Origin of the sequence: Polynucleobacter sp. HIN6, from assembly GCF_030297575.1 — a bacterium.
In the GTDB taxonomy this organism is placed as follows: Bacteria; Pseudomonadota; Gammaproteobacteria; order Burkholderiales; family Burkholderiaceae; genus Polynucleobacter.
Map to the genome: position 1 here is coordinate 659,130 of NZ_AP028137.1, position 17,781 is coordinate 676,910.

At 47.1% G+C, this 17,781-nt stretch carries 27 protein-coding genes; 16 read left to right on the top strand and 11 right to left on the bottom strand.

The window, feature by feature from the left end:
• Positions 1-128 precede the first annotated feature (128 nt).
• On the top strand, positions 129-1,313 hold the full coding sequence (locus QUE66_RS03380; RefSeq protein ID WP_286224443.1) for a pyridoxal-phosphate-dependent aminotransferase family protein: 1,185 nt from the start codon (positions 129-131) through the stop codon (positions 1,311-1,313).
• Here the strand turns inward: QUE66_RS03380 and QUE66_RS03385 are convergent, their stop codons facing one another.
• A complete protein-coding gene (locus QUE66_RS03385; RefSeq protein WP_286224444.1) occupies positions 1,314-1,622 on the bottom strand; it encodes a chaperone modulator CbpM in 309 nt (102 codons plus the stop codon).
• A gap of 11 nt (positions 1,623-1,633) precedes the next feature.
• Complete coding sequence (locus QUE66_RS03390; RefSeq protein ID WP_286224720.1) at positions 1,634-2,575, bottom strand: DnaJ C-terminal domain-containing protein; 942 nt, start codon at positions 2,573-2,575, stop codon at positions 1,634-1,636.
• Between the two features lie 70 nt (positions 2,576-2,645).
• Between QUE66_RS03390 and yjgA the strand changes: the two genes are divergently transcribed.
• Both yjgA and QUE66_RS03400 read left to right on the top strand, forming a co-directional pair.
• A complete protein-coding gene (yjgA, locus tag QUE66_RS03395; RefSeq protein WP_286224445.1) occupies positions 2,646-3,161 on the top strand; it encodes a ribosome biogenesis factor YjgA in 516 nt (171 codons plus the stop codon).
• On the top strand, positions 3,162-3,632 hold the full coding sequence (locus tag QUE66_RS03400) for a methyltransferase family protein (RefSeq protein ID WP_286224446.1): 471 nt from the start codon (positions 3,162-3,164) through the stop codon (positions 3,630-3,632).
• A gap of 11 nt (positions 3,633-3,643) precedes the next feature.
• Here the strand turns inward: QUE66_RS03400 and QUE66_RS03405 are convergent, their stop codons facing one another.
• Positions 3,644-4,639, bottom strand: a complete 996-nt coding sequence (locus tag QUE66_RS03405) for a substrate-binding domain-containing protein (RefSeq protein ID WP_286224447.1) — start codon at positions 4,637-4,639, stop codon at positions 3,644-3,646.
• 75 nt (positions 4,640-4,714) lie between these two features.
• Between QUE66_RS03405 and QUE66_RS03410 the strand changes: the two genes are divergently transcribed.
• On the top strand, positions 4,715-5,530 hold the full coding sequence (locus QUE66_RS03410; protein ID WP_286224448.1) for an ABC transporter substrate-binding protein: 816 nt from the start codon (positions 4,715-4,717) through the stop codon (positions 5,528-5,530).
• A 1-nt stretch (position 5,531) separates the two neighbouring features.
• Here QUE66_RS03410 and QUE66_RS03415 read toward each other — a convergent pair whose 3' ends face one another.
• The gene (locus QUE66_RS03415) at positions 5,532-6,677 is read right to left on the bottom strand and encodes an alpha-hydroxy acid oxidase (protein WP_286224449.1); all 1,146 of its coding nucleotides are present in this window, start codon (positions 6,675-6,677) and stop codon (positions 5,532-5,534) included.
• Positions 6,678-6,769: 92 nt separating this feature from the next.
• Between QUE66_RS03415 and QUE66_RS03420 the strand changes: the two genes are divergently transcribed.
• The 7 genes from QUE66_RS03420 (at position 6,770) to QUE66_RS03450 (ending at position 10,871) form a co-directional block, all read left to right on the top strand.
• A complete protein-coding gene (locus QUE66_RS03420; protein WP_286224450.1) occupies positions 6,770-7,471 on the top strand; it encodes a haloacid dehalogenase type II in 702 nt (233 codons plus the stop codon).
• A gap of 68 nt (positions 7,472-7,539) precedes the next feature.
• On the top strand, positions 7,540-7,815 hold the full coding sequence (locus tag QUE66_RS03425) for a heavy-metal-associated domain-containing protein (RefSeq protein ID WP_286224451.1): 276 nt from the start codon (positions 7,540-7,542) through the stop codon (positions 7,813-7,815).
• A 29-nt stretch (positions 7,816-7,844) separates the two neighbouring features.
• Entirely contained in the window at positions 7,845-8,105 is a 261-nt protein-coding gene (locus QUE66_RS03430) for a SemiSWEET transporter (RefSeq protein ID WP_286224452.1), read from the top strand.
• 35 nt (positions 8,106-8,140) lie between these two features.
• The gene (locus tag QUE66_RS03435; RefSeq protein WP_286224453.1) at positions 8,141-8,929 is read left to right on the top strand and encodes a DUF748 domain-containing protein; all 789 of its coding nucleotides are present in this window, start codon (positions 8,141-8,143) and stop codon (positions 8,927-8,929) included.
• Between the two features lie 13 nt (positions 8,930-8,942).
• Positions 8,943-9,992 carry a selenide, water dikinase SelD gene (gene selD, locus QUE66_RS03440; protein ID WP_286224454.1) on the top strand — a complete coding sequence of 350 codons (1,050 nt, stop codon included), beginning with the start codon at positions 8,943-8,945 and terminating at the stop codon, positions 9,990-9,992.
• An 84-nt stretch (positions 9,993-10,076) separates the two neighbouring features.
• A complete protein-coding gene (locus QUE66_RS03445) occupies positions 10,077-10,214 on the top strand; it encodes a hypothetical protein (protein ID WP_286224455.1) in 138 nt (45 codons plus the stop codon).
• Positions 10,215-10,229: 15 nt separating this feature from the next.
• Complete coding sequence (locus QUE66_RS03450) at positions 10,230-10,871, top strand: hypothetical protein (RefSeq protein ID WP_286224456.1); 642 nt, start codon at positions 10,230-10,232, stop codon at positions 10,869-10,871.
• Between the two features lie 3 nt (positions 10,872-10,874).
• Here QUE66_RS03450 and QUE66_RS03455 read toward each other — a convergent pair whose 3' ends face one another.
• Positions 10,875-11,174, bottom strand: a complete 300-nt coding sequence (locus tag QUE66_RS03455; RefSeq protein WP_286224457.1) for a hypothetical protein — start codon at positions 11,172-11,174, stop codon at positions 10,875-10,877.
• 35 nt (positions 11,175-11,209) lie between these two features.
• On the opposite strand from QUE66_RS03455, the gene QUE66_RS03460 reads away from it, so the two are divergent.
• Positions 11,210-11,620: a thiol-disulfide oxidoreductase DCC family protein gene (locus tag QUE66_RS03460; protein WP_286224458.1), complete on the top strand. Its 411-nt coding sequence runs from the start codon at positions 11,210-11,212 to the stop codon at positions 11,618-11,620.
• Here QUE66_RS03460 and QUE66_RS03465 read toward each other — a convergent pair.
• Both QUE66_RS03465 and QUE66_RS03470 read right to left on the bottom strand, forming a co-directional pair.
• A complete protein-coding gene (locus QUE66_RS03465; RefSeq protein ID WP_286224459.1) occupies positions 11,605-12,204 on the bottom strand; it encodes an MOSC domain-containing protein in 600 nt (199 codons plus the stop codon). The genes QUE66_RS03460 and QUE66_RS03465 overlap by 16 nt on opposite strands.
• 55 nt (positions 12,205-12,259) lie before the next feature.
• Entirely contained in the window at positions 12,260-12,397 is a 138-nt protein-coding gene (locus QUE66_RS03470; protein WP_286224460.1) for a hypothetical protein, read from the bottom strand.
• A 105-nt stretch (positions 12,398-12,502) separates the two neighbouring features.
• Between QUE66_RS03470 and QUE66_RS03475 the strand changes: the two genes are divergently transcribed.
• Positions 12,503-12,814, top strand: a complete 312-nt coding sequence (locus tag QUE66_RS03475; protein ID WP_286224461.1) for a hypothetical protein — start codon at positions 12,503-12,505, stop codon at positions 12,812-12,814.
• Here QUE66_RS03475 and QUE66_RS03480 read toward each other — a convergent pair.
• Together QUE66_RS03480 and QUE66_RS03485 are read right to left on the bottom strand one after the other, a co-directional pair.
• Positions 12,784-13,647, bottom strand: a complete 864-nt coding sequence (locus QUE66_RS03480) for a ChaN family lipoprotein (protein WP_286224462.1) — start codon at positions 13,645-13,647, stop codon at positions 12,784-12,786. The two genes, QUE66_RS03475 and QUE66_RS03480, sit on opposite strands and share 31 nt — an antisense overlap.
• Positions 13,647-13,916, bottom strand: a complete 270-nt coding sequence (locus tag QUE66_RS03485; protein ID WP_286224463.1) for a GNAT family N-acetyltransferase — start codon at positions 13,914-13,916, stop codon at positions 13,647-13,649. Before QUE66_RS03485 ends, QUE66_RS03480 begins: the two co-directional genes overlap by 1 nt.
• A gap of 282 nt (positions 13,917-14,198) precedes the next feature.
• Between QUE66_RS03485 and QUE66_RS03490 the strand changes: the two genes are divergently transcribed.
• Positions 14,199-14,681 (top strand): MEKHLA domain-containing protein, encoded by a 483-nt coding sequence (locus QUE66_RS03490; protein ID WP_286224464.1) that lies wholly within the window; start codon positions 14,199-14,201, stop codon positions 14,679-14,681.
• On the opposite strand, the gene QUE66_RS03495 is transcribed toward QUE66_RS03490, so the two are convergent.
• Positions 14,666-16,213 carry a cryptochrome/photolyase family protein gene (locus tag QUE66_RS03495; protein WP_286224465.1) on the bottom strand — a complete coding sequence of 516 codons (1,548 nt, stop codon included), beginning with the start codon at positions 16,211-16,213 and terminating at the stop codon, positions 14,666-14,668. The two genes, QUE66_RS03490 and QUE66_RS03495, sit on opposite strands and share 16 nt — an antisense overlap.
• An 82-nt stretch (positions 16,214-16,295) precedes the next feature.
• Here QUE66_RS03495 and QUE66_RS03500 point away from each other — a divergent pair, with 82 nt between their 5' ends.
• The gene (locus QUE66_RS03500; RefSeq protein ID WP_286224466.1) at positions 16,296-16,928 is read left to right on the top strand and encodes a class I SAM-dependent methyltransferase; all 633 of its coding nucleotides are present in this window, start codon (positions 16,296-16,298) and stop codon (positions 16,926-16,928) included.
• Between the two features lie 4 nt (positions 16,929-16,932).
• On the opposite strand, the gene trxC is transcribed toward QUE66_RS03500, so the two are convergent.
• A complete protein-coding gene (gene trxC / locus QUE66_RS03505; protein WP_286224467.1) occupies positions 16,933-17,358 on the bottom strand; it encodes a thioredoxin TrxC in 426 nt (141 codons plus the stop codon).
• A gap of 62 nt (positions 17,359-17,420) precedes the next feature.
• On the opposite strand from trxC, the gene QUE66_RS03510 reads away from it, so the two are divergent.
• The gene (locus QUE66_RS03510; RefSeq protein ID WP_286224468.1) at positions 17,421-17,771 is read left to right on the top strand and encodes a hypothetical protein; all 351 of its coding nucleotides are present in this window, start codon (positions 17,421-17,423) and stop codon (positions 17,769-17,771) included.
• Positions 17,772-17,781: the final 10 nt, after the last annotated feature.

Sequence of the window (17,781 nt, forward strand, 5' to 3'; positions counted from 1 at the left end):
TATCGCATCCAATTGGTCGAGTAGAGAATATCCCAAACAGGTCAAGGCAAGTGAGCCCTGAAACTGGTATAAATGGGGCTTTACTTTTTTAAGTAATTGCCATTTATAACGACAACGATAGACAAATTATGCTAAAACTTGACCAACATCCATCCGGTAGACATTTTTTACATATTCCAGGACCCAGTCCAGTCCCATCCAGAATCTTGCGTGCAATTAGCTATCAAACCATTGATCATCGCGGCCCCGAGTTCGGTGAGTTAGGTCTTCAATTACTGGCTGGTATGCAAACCATCTTCAAGACCAAGCATCCAGTGATCATTTATCCAAGTTCAGGAACTGGTGCATGGGAGGGTGCTCTCGTAAATACTCTTTCACCTGGTGATCTCGTCCTGATGTACGAGACTGGTCATTTTGCAACCCTTTGGAACAAGTTGGCCCAACGTTTAGGTATTAAAACGGAGTTCATTGGCTTGCCTGGTGCCGAAGGTTGGCGTCACGGGGTTGATGCGGCCAAAATTGAAGAGCGTCTTAAGGCAGATACTGGTCATCAAATTAAGGCGGTCTGTGTGGTTCATAACGAGACCTCAACGGGCGTTACTTCCAATATCGCCGCGGTGCGCAAAGCCATTGATGCGGCAAAGCATCCTGCGCTTTTAATGGTCGATACGATCTCAGGCCTAGCCTCAGCTGATTTTCGTCATGACGAGTGGGGTGTTGATGTAACCGTAAGCGGTTCGCAAAAGGGCTTGATGCTCCCACCGGGTATCGGATTTAATGCGATTTCACCGAAAGCGTTAGAAGCCAGTAAGCGTGCCACCCTACCTAAAGCCTATTGGGCTTGGGATGAAATTCTGGAGTCCAATAAGACGGGTTATTGGCCTTCAACGCCTGCAACCAACTTACTCTATGGCTTGCATGAGGCGATTGAGATGATTTTGAATGAAGGTATGGACAATGTATTTGCTCGCCATCAGCGCCTTGCCAAGGCTTGCCGTGCGGCAGTTGAGGCCTGGGGATTGGAAGTTCAGTGCAAAGATCCTGCGGTTTACTCGCCAGTATTGACCGGCGTGCGTACCCCAGAGGGTGTGGATGCCGATGCCTTGCGTAAATTAATCTTTGAACGCTATAACTTGTCCCTTGGTACTGGCTTGGGTAAGGTAAAAGGTCAATTGTTCCGTATTGGACATTTGGGCGACTGCAACGAGTTGTCCTTGCTTGCCGCCATCAGCGGATGCGAAATGGGTATGAACCGTTTTGGCATCAAACTCAAAGGCAGCGGTATTCTTGCGGCTCAAGAGGCTCTTCAGTAACTACGATTGATTGAGTTGTTTGCGTAGCGCTTCGATCTCTTCTAGGAGGTCAAGCGCTAAAGCAACCCCTGGAGTATTTACCTCCAGGTCTCGGACTAGACGGCTAGCAATCTTGGCACGGCGCAAAGAGTGGCCCGTAAAACGCCATTCGCTCTGGTTTGAGCCTTGCGGTTGAAGAACTCCCTCGGCGACCCATTCTTCAATATGCGTATGACTGATCGAGCAAGCTTGGCAGATTTCAGTCACAGTCAAATGCAGCTGCTCTTCAACCACCACACCCTCTAGTAATACTGAACGATTTGTACTCATATCGATTACTCCTAACCGTTTGCACGTGGATTAAATGCAGCAAATGACTTTGCCATTGCTTGGTAAGCTTCTTTATCTGAATCAGTGCTCGCTGGTGGGGTAACCAGTCGAACACTTGCATAAAGATCGCCTGGCTCTTGACTCGGAATGCCCTTGCCTTTGAGGCGGAGTTTCTTGCCTGCCATAGTATTAGCCGGGATGTTCAATTCAACTTTGCCAGTGGGAGTGGGGAGGTCTACGGTTGCTCCTAATGCCGCCTCCCAAGGGGCAAGGTTTAACTCAACCGTTACATCTTTACCATCGACCTTAAAGAGGGCATTTGGCTTAATCACAATCTCTAAATAGAGGTCACCCGCTTTGCCATTTCCAAAGCCTGGGCTTCCCTGACCAGCGAGGCGTAAATGTTGACCGCTTCGAATACCCTTGGGTATTTTGACCTCTAAGGTGCGCTCTTGCATGCGCAGATGGCCTTGATCATCCAGTGCGGGCATTTTGAGTCCGATGCTTCGTTGTGCACCTAGATACGAATCAACTAAATCAATCTCGATCTTAGCGTGGTGATCTTCACCCGGAATATTGAACTGTGCACTTTGCTGATTGGCCTGTTGAGCACGACGCCCAAAAATGGATTCGAAGAACTCGCTGTGGTCAGGATTAGCACTATCGCCCCAACCATTGCCCCGAAACTCGTAACCAGAGTCCCAATTGGGTGGGGGATTAAACCCTTGACCACCCGACCAGTTGCTGCCCATCTGATCATAAGCTGCTTTTTTCTCAGGGTCCTTTAAGACGGCATAAGCCTCACCAATTTCCTTAAAGCGCTTTTCAGCATCGGGCTCTTTGCTTACGTCGGGATGGTATTTGCGAGCTAGCTTACGATAGGCCTGTTTAATTTGATCAGGCGTTGCATCCCGCTCAAGGCCGAGTATTTTGTAATAGTCTTGGTATTCCATGAATGCACAAGGGAGGTCAATCAATAATCCTTGATTTTAATCGGATTAAACCATTCAGTAGAATGGATATATGCCCGAATTTGATCTTTTAAGCGCCGACGATGATTTGCCCCCGAGTAAATCAGAGCTCAAACGCCAAATGGCCGATCGCCAAAAATTGGCTGAGGCTTTAAGCGCACTTCCAAGTGATGCCTTAAGGTCAATTCCAATCGATGAAGACTTGCGAGATGCGATTGCAGAAACCTCACGCGTTCGCTCATTTGAGGGGATTCGGCGCCATAAGCAATACCTTGGTAAGCGGATGCGGGCCTTATCGGATGAGGATATTGCAGCCATCAAGAAGCAGCTTGAGGTGATTGAGGGACCTGGTCGAGTCGAAACTGCAAAGTTGCATCGCTTAGAGCGACTGCGTGAGCGCCTATTGCAAAATGATGAGGCGCTACAAGAGCTCATTGCTCAGTATCCGACTTTGGATATTCAGAATATTCGTACTCTAATCCGAAATGCGAAGAAGGAGCGGGAGGCCAATAAGCCCCCAAAGGCCTATCGCGAGATTTTTCAATACCTAAGAGAGCTTGAGGCCTAAATGAGTAAAACCAAACAAGATCGTGGCGAAATCTACGTATTCATTCAAGCAATTTTATTGATCGCCTTATTCTTTGGTCCCGCTGATCTCTTCGGTAAGCCAGAAACTATTTATTACCCCCTATGGCTGGCTGGAAGAGCTCTTTTTTATTTGGGCTTAGGTATTGCGCTTTGGGCCGCGATTGCCTTGGGGCCCAATCTCACCCCAATGCCTAAACCGAAGCGCAATGGCGAGCTGATCCAGACAGGGATTTATAAGCTGGTTCGCCATCCAATCTATTTTGGGGTCATTATCTTAGGCTTTGGTTGGGCAGCGACCTTGCAAAGTTGGTATACCCTTGCCGTTGCAGTTGCGCTACTCATCTTTTTTGATCTGAAGTCCCGCAAAGAAGAGGAGTGGCTACTAGAAAAGTTTCCGAACTATCAAGACTATCGGCAGCGCACTAAAAAACTAATTCCGCTGATTTATTAAATCAACCCAATTTATTTAACCGCTTTATACCCCGGCGTTTTATTGGAGCGATTCTGGACAGCCTTAACAAAGGCGATTAAGGTCTTATTCCGCCTGAACTCCGGTTTTATGGCTAGATAAAACGTTTCAGTCTCTAGAGGAATAAAGTGCAACTTATATTCTTTGGCGATGTGCTGCAGGCCAATGCCGACATCGGCTTGTTCTGCCAAAATACTGGTCGCAACGGCGCTATGGGTAAACTCTTCGTGTCCATAACCTTTGATTTGCTTTGTTTTAAGGCCTTCGCGCTCCAAAAGCCGATCCAGAAGAAGGCGTGTACCCGCACCTTTCTGTCGGTTAATCATTCGCACCTCGGGTCGAGCAAGATCTCGAATCGAATGAATCTTGAGGGGGTTGCCTTTTGCCAATAAAAGTCCTTGGACGCGCTGCATTAAGGGAATGGTGATAAGACCGGCGCGTCGCAGGTGATCCTCGATGGCTTTGAACTCTCTTGCATCGGATACATGAAAACCGGCAATCGTCGCTTTATTCTCCATGAGGCGATCCAATGCATGTCCGGACCCCATGGTCTTATATTCAATCTCATCAAATTTTGAATGAATCTGCTCAATTAGAGGATCGTTGCTGCTGCAAAAGATATATCGATCAAATGTCTTATTGAGATGATTGGAGAGTTTTTCACTAATGTCGCTTGCTAAACGTTGAGCCTCGCTAGATAGCTGCAAATCTAAGCGCTCTAGAGAGTGAATCAGCAATTGCCCGGCAGGAGTAATTTTGGAGCCATGTCCCTTAATTCGTTCTAAGAGCTGGCAACCTAATTCCCGCTCAGCCTCTTGCAACTCATTCCAGACCGTGCGATAGGACACATTCAGATCCTTTGCTGCCGCAGCTAGAGTACGCCCCTGATCTACGCTGCGTAATAAATTACCAATATGCGTTAGATCGAGGGTGTGCTGATGGTAGTTTGGGGTTTTCAGGAGCAGGGTGGGTTGGATTACAAGCTTCATATGAATATTTTTGCATATTGATTATTTAAACTGATCTCTTGATGATAAAACGTTTTCAACCAACAATTCATCATCATGAAAAATCTACGTTCCATCATTTCGATACTGACCCTCTCTTTCTTGTTGTCCACCGCTGCGTATGCACAAAAGAGCATCGTCCTATCTTCAACGACCTCGACCGAACAATCGGGTTTATTTGGCCACATCCTGCCGCCCTTTGAGAAGAGGACCGGGATTCAGGTGAAAGTAGTTGCGGTGGGAACTGGACAGGCTCTTGACATTGGCCGTCGCGGTGACGCTGATGTGGTGATGGTTCACGACAAGGTTGCTGAAGAGAAATTCGTTGCCGAGGGATTTGCCGACAAACGCATTGAAGTAATGTATAACGACTTTATTCTCATTGGCCCCAAGGCTGATCCAGCGAAAGTCGCTGGTGGTAATGATATTCAAGCAGCACTTAAGAAAATTGCTGACAGTAAGTCGACTTTTGTATCGCGCGGTGATAAGAGCGGTACCCATGCTGCTGAGTTACGCTATTGGAAGGGCGCAGATATTGCAGTTTCTCCCAATCTGCCTTGGTATAAAGAAACTGGCTCGGGGATGGGCCCTGCATTAAATACCGCATCCGGTATGAATGCTTATATTTTGTCGGACCGCGCAACTTGGCTCAGCTTTAAGAACCGTGGCGATCTAACGATTTTGGTGCAAGGCGATCCCAAGCTCTTTAATCAGTATGGTGTGATGCTGGTGAGCTCGGCTAAACATCCCAAAGTGAAGAAAGCCGAAGGCCAAGCATTTATCGATTGGATTACCTCAAAAGAGGGACAAGATATGATTGCCAGCTACAAGGTAGGCGGCGAGCAGTTATTTTTCCCAAACGCCAAGAATTAAGCTAGTAAGTACCTGGCACCAAAATATCGTTGGTGACATTATGGAGATCACGGTGGCCAGTAAACGCCATCGTGAGATCCAGCTCCTTATGAATAATCTCTAAACATTTGGTTACACCCGGGCCGCCCATGGCACCAAGACCATAGAGGAATGAGCGGCCAATCATCGTACCGCGTGCACCCAAAGCCCACGCTTTAAGAACATCCTGGCCGGAACGAATTCCGCCATCCATCCAGACCTCGATGTCCTTACCAACCGCATCCACAATTGGAGGAAGCGCCTGGATACTCGACATCGCTCCATCGAGCTGTCGACCGCCATGATTTGATACCACGATGGCATCGGCGCCTGATCCGACGGCCGCACGGGCGTCCTCGGGATCCAAGATGCCCTTAATAATCAGTTTGCCGTCCCAGTGTTTCTTAATCCACTCGACGTCTCCCCAATTAAGGCCGGGATCAAATTGTTCCGCAGTCCATGATGACAGGGAAGACATATTTCCAACGCCCGTGGCATGACCAACAATGTTTCGAAAGGTACGACGCGGTGTTTGTAGCATGCCCATACACCAACGTGGTTTGGTCATCATATTGATGATGTTAGGAATGGTAAGTTTGGGCGGGGCGCTTAAGCCATTTTTAATATCTTTATGACGCTGTCCTAAGATTTGTAGGTCCAGGGTGAGCACGAGGGCTGAACATTTTGCCGCCTTGGCCCGCTCAATCAGACGTTCAATAAAACCGCGATCTTTCATGACGTAGAGCTGGAACCAAAATGGTTTAGTGGTTCGCTCAGCCACATCTTCAATGGAGCAAATACTCATGGTCGATAAGCAGAAGGGGACGCCAAATTTCTCAGCAGCCTGCGCAGCTAAAATTTCACCGTCGGGGTATTGCATTCCAGTTAATCCGGTGGGTGCCAGCGCGACCGGCATTGCAACCTCTTGGCCGACCATAGTTGTCTTGGTGGTGCGATTTTGCATATTGACAGCCACCCGTTGGCGTAACTTAATCTTCTGAAAATCCGATTCGTTGGCTCGGTAAGTAGATTCGGTCCAGGACCCGGAATCTGCATAGTCATAGAACATCTTAGGGGTGCGCTTTTGATGGAGGACGCGCAAATCTTCAATATTGGTAATAATTGGCATGATGAGTTTTACAAGGTAAATACAACTAAATGTATCAGACAGACTAATGATTTGTCTATTATGAATGATCCTAACTAAACCCAAACTCAGAGATGAAACCAACCGTATTAGCCTTTGATGTATTTGGAACCGTGGTCGATTGGCATGGCTCGATTGCGGCCGAGGTTGCCCAACTGATTCCCGAGGCGGACCCCATCGCGTTTGCAAGCGCCTGGCGATCGGGATACAAGCCCGCTATGGCTAGAGTGCGTAGTGGAGAGCTGGGCTGGACTCGGATTGATGATCTGCACCGGATGATCTTGGATCAAGTCCTTGCGGATCAGAAAATCGATCATTTGACCGAAGCGCAAAAGAAACATCTCAATCTCGCATGGCACCGGTTAAAACCTTGGCCAGATACAGTGCGAGGCTTAACACTTTTAAAACAAGACTTTACGATCGTTACCCTGTCAAACGGTAATTTAGGTTTGCTTGCCAATATGGCAAAAAACGGCGGTTTACCCTGGGATCTGATTCTCTCTGCCGAGGTATTTCGGCACTACAAGCCCGATCCGGAGACCTATCTGGGCGTTTGTCAAACCTTTGATCTAGAACCTCAGGACGTGATGCTAGTTGCTGCCCATAAAGACGATTTGGAGGCAGCGCATGCTTGTGGCTTGCAAACAGCCTTCATTGAGCGGCCTGCTGAATTTGGACCGAGGGTGGTACGGACGGATCTTGGGCATGAGTCCTGGACTACCTACCATGCTAAAGACTTTATTGACCTGTCAACCCAACTAAAAGCCGCCTCGTAAAATAATGATCTAGATCAAACGTAAACCTAAAGAAAAGATCATACTTAGAGGACTAAAGGGAGGATCCTATGGCAAATCTAACGATTGAAATTGAGAACCTAAAATGCGGTGGCTGTGAGAACACCATTGTTAAGGGTTTAAGAGCAATATCTGGGGTTCAAGCGGTCACAGTCGATCATGCAAATAGAGCAGTTGTTCTGGATGCCGACTTAAGTTTGCGCCAGCAAATTGTCGATAAGTTACTCAGTATGGGCTACCCAGAAAAGGGCTCTGTCGCGGGTCTTGATAAAGGAATTGCGACTGCTAAGTCATTTGTGAGTTGCGCGATCGGCCGCATCGGCTAAGTGATCAATCAATCGGCTAAGATGCCAGGATGTTTCATATTGACATCATTGGTTATTTAGCCGCTTTACTGACCACTTTCTCTTTTCTGGTTCAGGCCATTCAATCGTGGCGAACTAGAGACCTCTCGGGCATCTCTCTAGGCATGTACAGCATGTTTACCCTGGGAGTGGCATTATGGTTAATTTACGGGATTGTGATTGAAAGTTGGCCCCTAATTGTGACTAATGCCTTAACCTTTATATTTGCTCTGAGTATCTTACTCATGAAACTAAAACAAATGTCAAAATAACTCGGCACACACAGTATTCTGACTAAATTCTGATAATGAAAATCCTGAAGATGCTTGCACTCTTGATCGTATTGGCGATAGCGATTGCAATTGGTGTTGCTTACTACACCGCAACTAAATTAGATGGGTATGTGAAGCGCTCGATTGAGAACTATGCGACGCAATCTCTGGGTACCAAGGTAACGGTAGGCGAGGTTAATCTTAGTTTGCGTCAAACTCAGGCGACGATTCGTAATCTTGAGGTTGCTAACCCCCCTGGTTTTGAGGGGGCTCATGCTTTTAAAGCGGGAACCATTGAGATTGTGCTCAATCCCAAGGAATCTAAATTGGATTTTGTAGTGATTGACCGTGTACTCTTAAACCAGCCGAGTGTGCGCTATGTCAAAACGAAAGAGTCTGACAATCTGTCGGTTCTACAAAATAATGCTAGGCAATATAGCGCAGCTAATCAAAAGGAAGATGCTCAAAACAAAGCAGATAAAGCCCCAAGCGATTCTAAGCAGCCACGCATTCTCATCAAGCAATTTGATATTCAAGGGGCAGATCTGGTGTATCAGGATATGCGTATCCTAGGCACAAGCGTTAACCTCAAATTAGATGATATTCAGATCGCTAATATCGATACCGGTAAAGATGGCGCAGGAACTAAAGAAGCCGTCGGAAAAATCATCGACGCCATTATTCCGGTGATCAAGAGCGCAGCCCTTAAAAGCGTCAATACCTATTTAAACATCGCTACCGATACTTTGCGCGATGTTACCGGTAGTGCTCAGCAACTTGGCAAAGATGCCGTCACCACCATCAAGAAGCTTTTTCGAAAATAGCCAAGATAAACCTATGACTCTTAATGCATACAACGGACGCCTGACCTCACTTTCGCACGGAGGTGGATGCGGCTGCAAAATTGCCCCCGGCGTCTTGAGTGATATCTTGCGAGCCTCACCCCTCAAAATGATTCCATCTGCTTTGTTGGCTGGCTCAGAAAATAATGAGGATGCAGCGGTTTATCAAATTAATGATCATCAGGCGATTGTGGCTACAACAGACTTCTTTATGCCAATCGTCGATGATCCCTATGATTTTGGTCGAATAGCTGCCACTAATGCGATTTCAGATATTTATGCGATGGGTGCTCAACCCTTATTTGCATTGGCTTTACTCGGTATGCCAATTAATGTATTGCCGCTGGAGGTCATTCAGAAGATTATTGCGGGTGGAGAGTCTGTATGTCACGCAGCGGGGATTCCGATCGCTGGCGGCCATTCGATTGATACGGTTGAGCCCATCTACGGCTTGGTCGTGATTGGCATTGTTGATCCGGTTAACTTGAAGCGCAACAGCGGTGCAGAAGAGGGCGATACGATTATTTTGAGTAAACCTTTGGGGGTTGGCATTTTGAGTGCCGCCCTAAAGAAGGAGCGGTTATCCGCCAAGGGATATGAGTCAATGATTGCCTTCACCACCCAGTTAAATCAGCCTGGCATTGCCCTTTCGAAGATGCAAGAAGTTCATGCCCTGACGGATGTCACCGGCTTTGGTTTGGCAGGACATCTTTTGGAGATGAGTCGCGGGGCAAATCTAAGAGCTAATTTGAGGTGGCGTGATATTCCAGTAATTCCGGAGGCGATTGAGTTTGTTAAAGAAGATATCTATACCGGCGCCTCAACCCGAAATTGGCAAGCTTATGGCGGGGAGGTTTCGTTTAGTTCAGATGTTCAACCTTGGCAACAGCATTTATTGACCGATCCGCAAACCAGTGGTGGGTTACTGATTGCTTGTGCACCGGAGGCTAAAGACCAGGTTCTGGATTTGCTCCATCGCTCGGGGTTTCATGAGGCGAGAGCAATTGGCCATTTTGGAAGCGGGCAAGGCCTCGCGATGACCTAGGAAGCTGGCTGGGTCTTGCTTTCACCCATTGTCCTAAAACTAGCTACAATGAGTTGACTAACTATTAAAAGTAAAGGCCTCACCATGAAAAACCAAAGTTTTGCGGCATGTTTTCAGTCCTTCATGCAAAGCATGATGGGTTCCCCGATGAAGCGGGGAGAGTGGTTTTTACAGTTGATGATTGATAAGCGTGATGAGCGCTTGCGTAAAAAGATCTATTAATTGTGCTTTGATCGAATGCGATCAATCGTGACTCGATGGGGCACACACTTAGCGGTGTGCCTTTTTGTTTTCCCTATCAGCGTATTGGCAGCTGGTCTTGCGGATGTGGTTGGTGAAGGGCAGATTCGGTTTCTCAAAACCAAGCCCGATCCGAATTCATACACTTATGAATCGAAGGTAACCATCTTAGAAACCAGTCTTGACTCTGGCTTAGTACAAATCCAGACTTGCCATAAAAAATTGGATCCGATTCGTAAAGTAGTCATTTTGTTTAACAAAGATCGAATCCGGGATATTCAAGTTCGGACGATGGACGGTATTGCGATGGCTGAGGTCAAAGACAATCGCGTAACCCTTAGTGAAGTACAAAAAGGCGGATCAATTTGTATTGATTTGCAGTCCAAGGCTCTGGACTCTCTGGGTAACGGCCTTTATCAACTCAATGCTGGCCCTTTGATGCGACGACTTTTTGATGGCTATTTACCCATGACCGCAAACATGAAGTTCTCATGGCCAGACAAGCTACTCGCCGTTCAAGAGACTAAACCGGCCATTCAAGATGGTGTTGATATCAAGTCGGCCAACGATGGTCTGGAGATGGACTTGGTGTTTGCTGGAAAAATGACTGCGCAGATTCTGCTAAAGCGCTCCGATTAAAGTCTAGAGCTTTTCACAGCGGTACTCGTCCTTGCCAATGGCTAGGCGTGATTCGCTCTGAATCAATTGCGCGATCGATGCCTTGACGTCGCCGACCTTGCAGCTCTCATCAAAGTAGCTAATTAGCCCAAGACTGCCACAAAAGCGCATCTGCCGTTCGCCAAACTTCATGGTCGATTGCTGCAAGACCATGACCACCTTTTTGTTGGAGTCATTCTCAGGAATGCAGTTCCAGGTGGTGTAGTCGGCTTGGCCGCATGCCGAAAGTAGAAGAACTAGGGGGAGAAAGTAAAAAATGCGCATTTACAGGACAATTGATAATTACATTAATCTATTGTATGAGCCAAGTCCTATTGCCGCTGACCCTCTTCTATGATGGCGCCTGTCCACTGTGTCAGGCAGAGATTCTTTATTTGCAGACCCGCAATCATCAGCAATTACTTCAATTTGTCGACGTCAACAGCAGCGCATTCGACCCAGACCGTGTCGGTGTTTCGTGCCAGGCTGCACTTGATCAGATGGTTGGGCAAATTGAGGGGCATGCCCCCATTCATGGTGTTCCTGTCTTTGCAGAGGCTTATCGGCGCGCTAATTTACCCATCTTGGCTTGGTTATTTTCAAGAAAAACTCTAAGACCCATCTTGAACCTAGTGTATCGGATCTTTGCTAAGAATCGACATGCGATATCAGGTGCCATCGGACCCTTCGCATTAAAACTGGTCAAACGGATGACTCAATCACCCCGATGAAGTAGCGCATGATTTTGTTGGGCGATTGAGCATTCGCGAGGCCCAGGAATAACCATGATGGCATCGCCTGCTTGAATCACTCCTCTCTGCAGAACACGCAGGTACCAGCCGCTACGAGCGCCCTGGATCATTGCCTTAGCTGCAGTTGCAACCCCTGTCTTTGCTGTGAACTTATAGCAGGGCTCCCGTAATTTAGTAACCGCGCATTCAATGGCTCCAATCCGGAGGCGATCGCCAACGTAGACATCGTGTTCACTAAGCCCACTAATAGTTAGGTTTTCACCTAGGTAACCATGCTCCAAACGGAGGGATTGGCCTTTGGCTTCAGAAAGTAACGTGCTCCAAAAGGGGTAATGCTCTTGTGGGTACATGTAGAGGGCTTTTTCAGTCCCACCATGCACTTGAGGATCGGCTTGTTCATCACCAACGATGCCGGTTACCGTGACTTCAACCGCCTGGGGTTGAATGATGGTACTAATTGGTGTTTTGTTGATAGCTGATGTAACCGTTCGGAGGTCCTCCCCGTCACGAACCCACAGGGGTTTTGCCAGCCCAGCACTAATGGTTTCTAGACGAATTGCCATAGCCCATTATGCCGAAGAAAGCCCCAAGCTCAAACTCGGGGCTCTTGGGATTGATTTATTTCTTCTCAGCGCGAATCGATTGATCGCACTCGCGAATACTGTGGTTATAGCGCTTATGGTGATTATTTTTATCCAGCGATGCTTTGCAATCGGCGATGGAGTAGCGTACGTTCGCTTGACTGTAATTTGACATATAGACTCCTTTATTGATTTATTAAAAAAGGTCAGGAAAAGTCCTGCGAAAGAAATATAGGGCTCAGTCCAAGAAAATTCAAGGGCGATCGATTAAGATGAAACGATGAACTGGTTAAAGAGGATTCCCTCAACGCGTCGAGAGCCCCCTGGCTTTGAGTGGGTCATCTTGCGCCATACGCCGAAGCTAATGTTCTATGGCACCAGCATATTTGTTGTACCGCTTGCCATTTTGCAATACGGAATAGAGCCCAGTGGATCATCCAGACTTTGGGAGCTCTATTTAATAGCCGGACTTATTTTCTTCTGGACGATGCTTTTCACTGCCGCTTTATGTGCTTTCATTGTGTATTTAATGAAAGGTCCGGCATTTGTTGCTGATGCGTACTACTTAGAGGATTCGGATTTACCAAAATGAAGAGTAGCGCAAGGGTCGGGGCGCTCGATGCCGGGGGTAATCCAAACAAAATCATAGAGTTTGGCCAGCTCCGCCAGTGCTTTAGGGTTACGCCGATCCTCTTCAACAAAACCAACACTCATGCGTTTCTTAGAGGGATCAAGGGATCTTAAAACTTGAGGAACTCCATAATCATTGCGAACATGGCCATTGCCGGCAAACAGAATCGCAGGAGAATGGCGCATCATGGTCTGCGCCATTGAAATATCGGTTAGGCGTTGCACCCGAAACATGGGTTCTAAATACTGGGCGGGGAGCTTGCCGCAATGTCCGTCGATCAAATCCTTCTCAAGGCTGCGTTTTGCTTCAATTGATAGAACACTTTTTTGGTAATCCGATTCCATCGCAGCCGGGATCGGCCCGCCTGAGAAGATGGTTTTTGAGATAGAGCGATCGAGATTGGAGCCATAGAGCGGGAATCCAGATACCCGAATGGCTTCAAATAGAGGTTGATAGAGCTTCCAAGGCCACGCTTTAGCAGAGAATCCTGCTTGCTCAAGGGATTGGAGGGTCGATCCAGACCAGGGGACTAATGGACCGGAGGGAAGATATTCAACAACCGCTGCATATTTTTTGTTAGTCATTGCAGTAATTAATCGACTGCGTGCCTCATGGTGATAGGGGTTATCGTGGAGCTCGCCGAGCAAAATATAGTCGGCGCTGATTAGCTCAGCGAGCAACTGCCCTTGATGAATAGTGGCCTGACTTCGAAGATCAATGATTGGACTTGCCGTCGCAGTAATGCTCGCCAAGAGAAGGCAATAGCCCAGATAAATATTTTTAATAGCATTCATTAAAAATCGTTCTTGAGGGCAGCAAAAAAACGTTGACCCATCGGTGAAACCGGTTCTTGCGGGACGCCGACCTTACCTGTAATGCGTTGGGCCTCTTGGATTAGCTTGCGACCAAACCCCATCAGCCGATACATGGGTTGGACATAGATGTACTCAATATCACCGTTATCGGAGTATCGGCAGTATGCGATCGTGGTATTTTGGTTCTTAATCCAGATTGTTTGCTGCTCGATTTCGATTGTGTAATCCATGGGATTGACTAATTGCATTATTTCCTAAATCGCCTGTAGAATGAATCTAGATATTTTATGTTTAGTTTTGAATTCTAGTATTGCAAGTTTTTTGTATGACCTAGCATTTATGTACCGAATAATAAAAATCGATCCTGTCAAAGAATTGGTCTACATTGCAGACGAACCAAAAGGGAAGTCTTTTGAGTTTTACTTTCCAAAACTAAGTGATGCGGTTTTCATTGAGGAATACACTTTAAAAGTGATGAGTAGTGACGGCCGCTACAAAATTATTTCACTGCTTGGTCGATAGCGACCGGCATGCTGTTCTCACGCATTGAACCAGATCCGGATAATCAATTTTTACCCATCGAGGCTCGGTTGATATTGGATAGCTATCAGCATTTTCTAGGTAAGCCTTGTTTTGAATCTGTCAGCTTAATAAACACGGCACAAATGCTCTATGAAGCTCCTTTTGCAGTGGTAGCACACGATACGCAGGCTGATCCAATCTTTGGTTACGCTAATCGCATGGCCCAGAATGCATTTGAAATGAATTGGGCTGAAATCACCTCAATTCCATCGCGACAATCAGCAGAACCTGTTTTGCAAGATGAGCGCCAAGCCTTGCTGCAGCGCGTGCAACAGTTTGGCTTTATCGATGATTATTCCGGAATTCGGATATCCAAAACTGGCAAACGGTTTTGGATTCGTAATGCCACTGTCTGGAACCTAATCGATGTAAACGGAGTGAGAGTGGGTCAAGCCGCCCGATTTGATTGCTGGGATTATTTACCAGCCTGAGGATCGCGAAGTTCTGTGGCTTTATCTTGAATTGCCTGCTTGGCTTGATCGCTCATGCGCCCAAGATTGCGCACCTGCATCAGCATGCGTGGATTCTTGCTCATGGCGTTCTCGTGGCGAATCAGAAAATCCCAATACAGCGTGGTAAATGGACAGGCATCAGGACCAGTGGATTGATCAGGCTTAAAGACACAGTGCTTGCAATAGTTACTCATGCGATCAATGTATTTGCCGGTTGCGATATAGGGCTTGCTTGCCATTAAACCTCCATCCGCAAATTGGCTCATGCCAATTACATTGGGGAGTTCGACCCACTCAACGGCATCCACATACATACTCAAATACCACGCATGAATCTCCTTTGGCTTGACTCCAAGAAGTAGGGCGTAGAGACCGGTGACCATTAAGCGTTGAATATGGTGCGCATAGCCGGTGCGTAAACTCTGAGTAATGGTTTGCGATAAACACTGCATTGGGGTGTTACCGTCCCAGAAGAATGCTGGTAGGGCTTGATTCGCTTTCAATGCATTGAGTTCAAGATACTTTGGCATATTCATCCAATAGATGCCGCGAACATATTCGCGCCAGCCTAAGATTTGACGAATAAAGCCCTCCACTGCTGCAATCGGTGCACGACCCTGACGATAGGCTTTCTCTGCGGCCATCACTACCTCTTGAGCCGATAGCAACTTAAGATTCAGAGCGCTTGCAATATGTGAATGAAATAACCATGGCTCATCGGTCCACATCGCGTCTTGATACACACCAAATTGGGGAAGGCGATTAAGAATAAAGTCATTTAGCACCTGGAGGGCTTCTTGCCGATCGATTGGCCAGCCAAAGCCGGAGGTACTTGCCGCAACCGAACCCGGATGAGATGTAAAGCGACTCTCGACCAGTTGGATAACCTCTTGGGTAATGTGATCGGGCTTCAAGCGTAATGGCGGTGGGATGGGTGGGGGGCCATCCTTGCCAAAGGAGGAGCGATTCTCGGAATCAAAGTTCCACTCCCCCCCAACAGGCGCATCGCCATTCATCAGTACGCTATGCTTTTTGCGAAGCTCGCGATACCAATACTCCAACCGCAGTTGCTTGCGCCCTTTGGCATGTTCAAAAAACTCCTTTACGGTTGCGAAAAAATACCGATCCTCACGTATTTCTAGTTCAATACTAGTTTGTAATGACAGCTGTTTGATTTTCTCGAGAACACGCCAATCCCCCGGGGCAGTCATAATGAGTCTGCTTGGATTGCACAAAGAAATGGTTCTTGCAAGCTCACCCTCAAGTGTTTGGGTATTACCAGGATCATCGAGTTTTCTGTAATGCAGGCTAATCTTTGCCTTGCGCAGTGAATGCGCAAAATGTCGCATCGCACTAATAAACAAAGCAATCCGCTGCTTTGAGGACCAAATGTGGGTGGATTCTTCATCCACTTCTGCCATCCAGACTGCATCTTGCTTAGGATCAAATCCATCAAACGCGCTCGAATCCCGATTGAGCTGGTCGCCGAGAACGAGGATTAGGTTACGCATGGACTGTAAACCACAGATATTGGGACGCGATTGATCATGAGATCAATTATCCTTGAAAGATTGATAACTTATTGTTAATGCGATGACAAGTATTGATTTCAGTAAAGACGCAGCCCAATTCTGGGATAAACGTTTTTCAGGGGCGGAGTATGTCTTTGGTAAAGAGCCAAATGCATACTTAAAGAATCAAGTAGCAAAGTATATGAGGCCCGGTGCTAATGCCCTCTGTGTCGCTGATGGTGAGGGGCGTAATAGTGTGTGGCTAGCAAAGCAGGAAATGACGGTAGAGGCCTTTGATATATCGCCAGTAGCCGTAGAAAAGGCAAAGCAGTTAGCAAAAGAAGAGCAGGTATCGGTTACCTTCAGTGTTGCCAGTACCCATTCTTGGGTTTGGAAACCCAATCACTACGATCTGATCGCAGCCATTTTTATTCAGTTTGCAACCCCCAATATGCGCATTGATCTATTTGCCCAAATACGCGATTCCTTAAAACCCGGCGGATATTTAATCCTCCAGGGCTATACGCCGAAGCAATTGGATTACAAGACTGGTGGCCCACCAAGCATCGATCATCTCTACACCACTGAATTAATTCAGGACCTCTTAAGAGGGATGGAAATCTGTGATTGGCAAGAATATGAAGTAGAAATCCATGAGGGTGATGGGCATCATGGAATGTCCGCCCTCATGGGCGTGGTTGCTCGCAAGCCCTAAGGTCTCAGATAGATAACTGCTGTTGGATGTAGCGATCTAGATCCCCTGCGCCTAGTGCGCCACTGACTCGATTTGTTTCTTTTCCACCCTTAAAGAATGCGAGGGTGGGGATAGATCGGATCCCAAACTGAGCAGCAATACCTTGTTCCTCCTCGGTATTGAGTTTCACAAATAAAACCCGATTGGTATATTGCTTAGCAAGCTGATTGAAGGTGGGCGCAAACATTTTGCAAGGCCCACACCATGGCGCCCAGAAATCGACGATAACGGGTATCTGAGTTTGTTGAATTAGCTCCCCAAAGTCACCTGTATTCGCCTCGATCGGTGCAGAGAGGAGGTCATGCTGGCAGCTACCGCAAATCGGCTTGCTAGCCACTTTTTCAGGGGATAAGCGGTTTAATTTGTTACACGACGGGCATTGAATCAGCATTTAGTTTGCTCCCCAACCAGAAAGAATCGGCAAATTTTTCTAAAGAGTGCTAGGATTATTCTATGGTAAAGCAACTCCTATTGACTCTTTTGGTCGCCATTCTGCCCATTCAATCTTGGGCAGTGGTGGATATGAGTCTGCAAAAAGAGGCTTTAAAGTTTGGCAGTGCATCGATCTCCGCCCAAGACGCCCATCATCCTTGCCATCAAGAGACGGCAATAAATTCTGATGATCAGGGCACTGAAAGTAAGCAGACTAGTTGTTATGCTTGCAGTTTATGTATGGCTTTCGGTGCCACCCTGATCACTAATCCTATTTTGCGCTTTGAATCTCCAACGCAAAGTTTATTTACCGATCTTCAAAGATTTAGTAGTGAAGATCTGGTTTTAGGAAATAAGCCCCCGATTCTTTAACTCCCTAGGA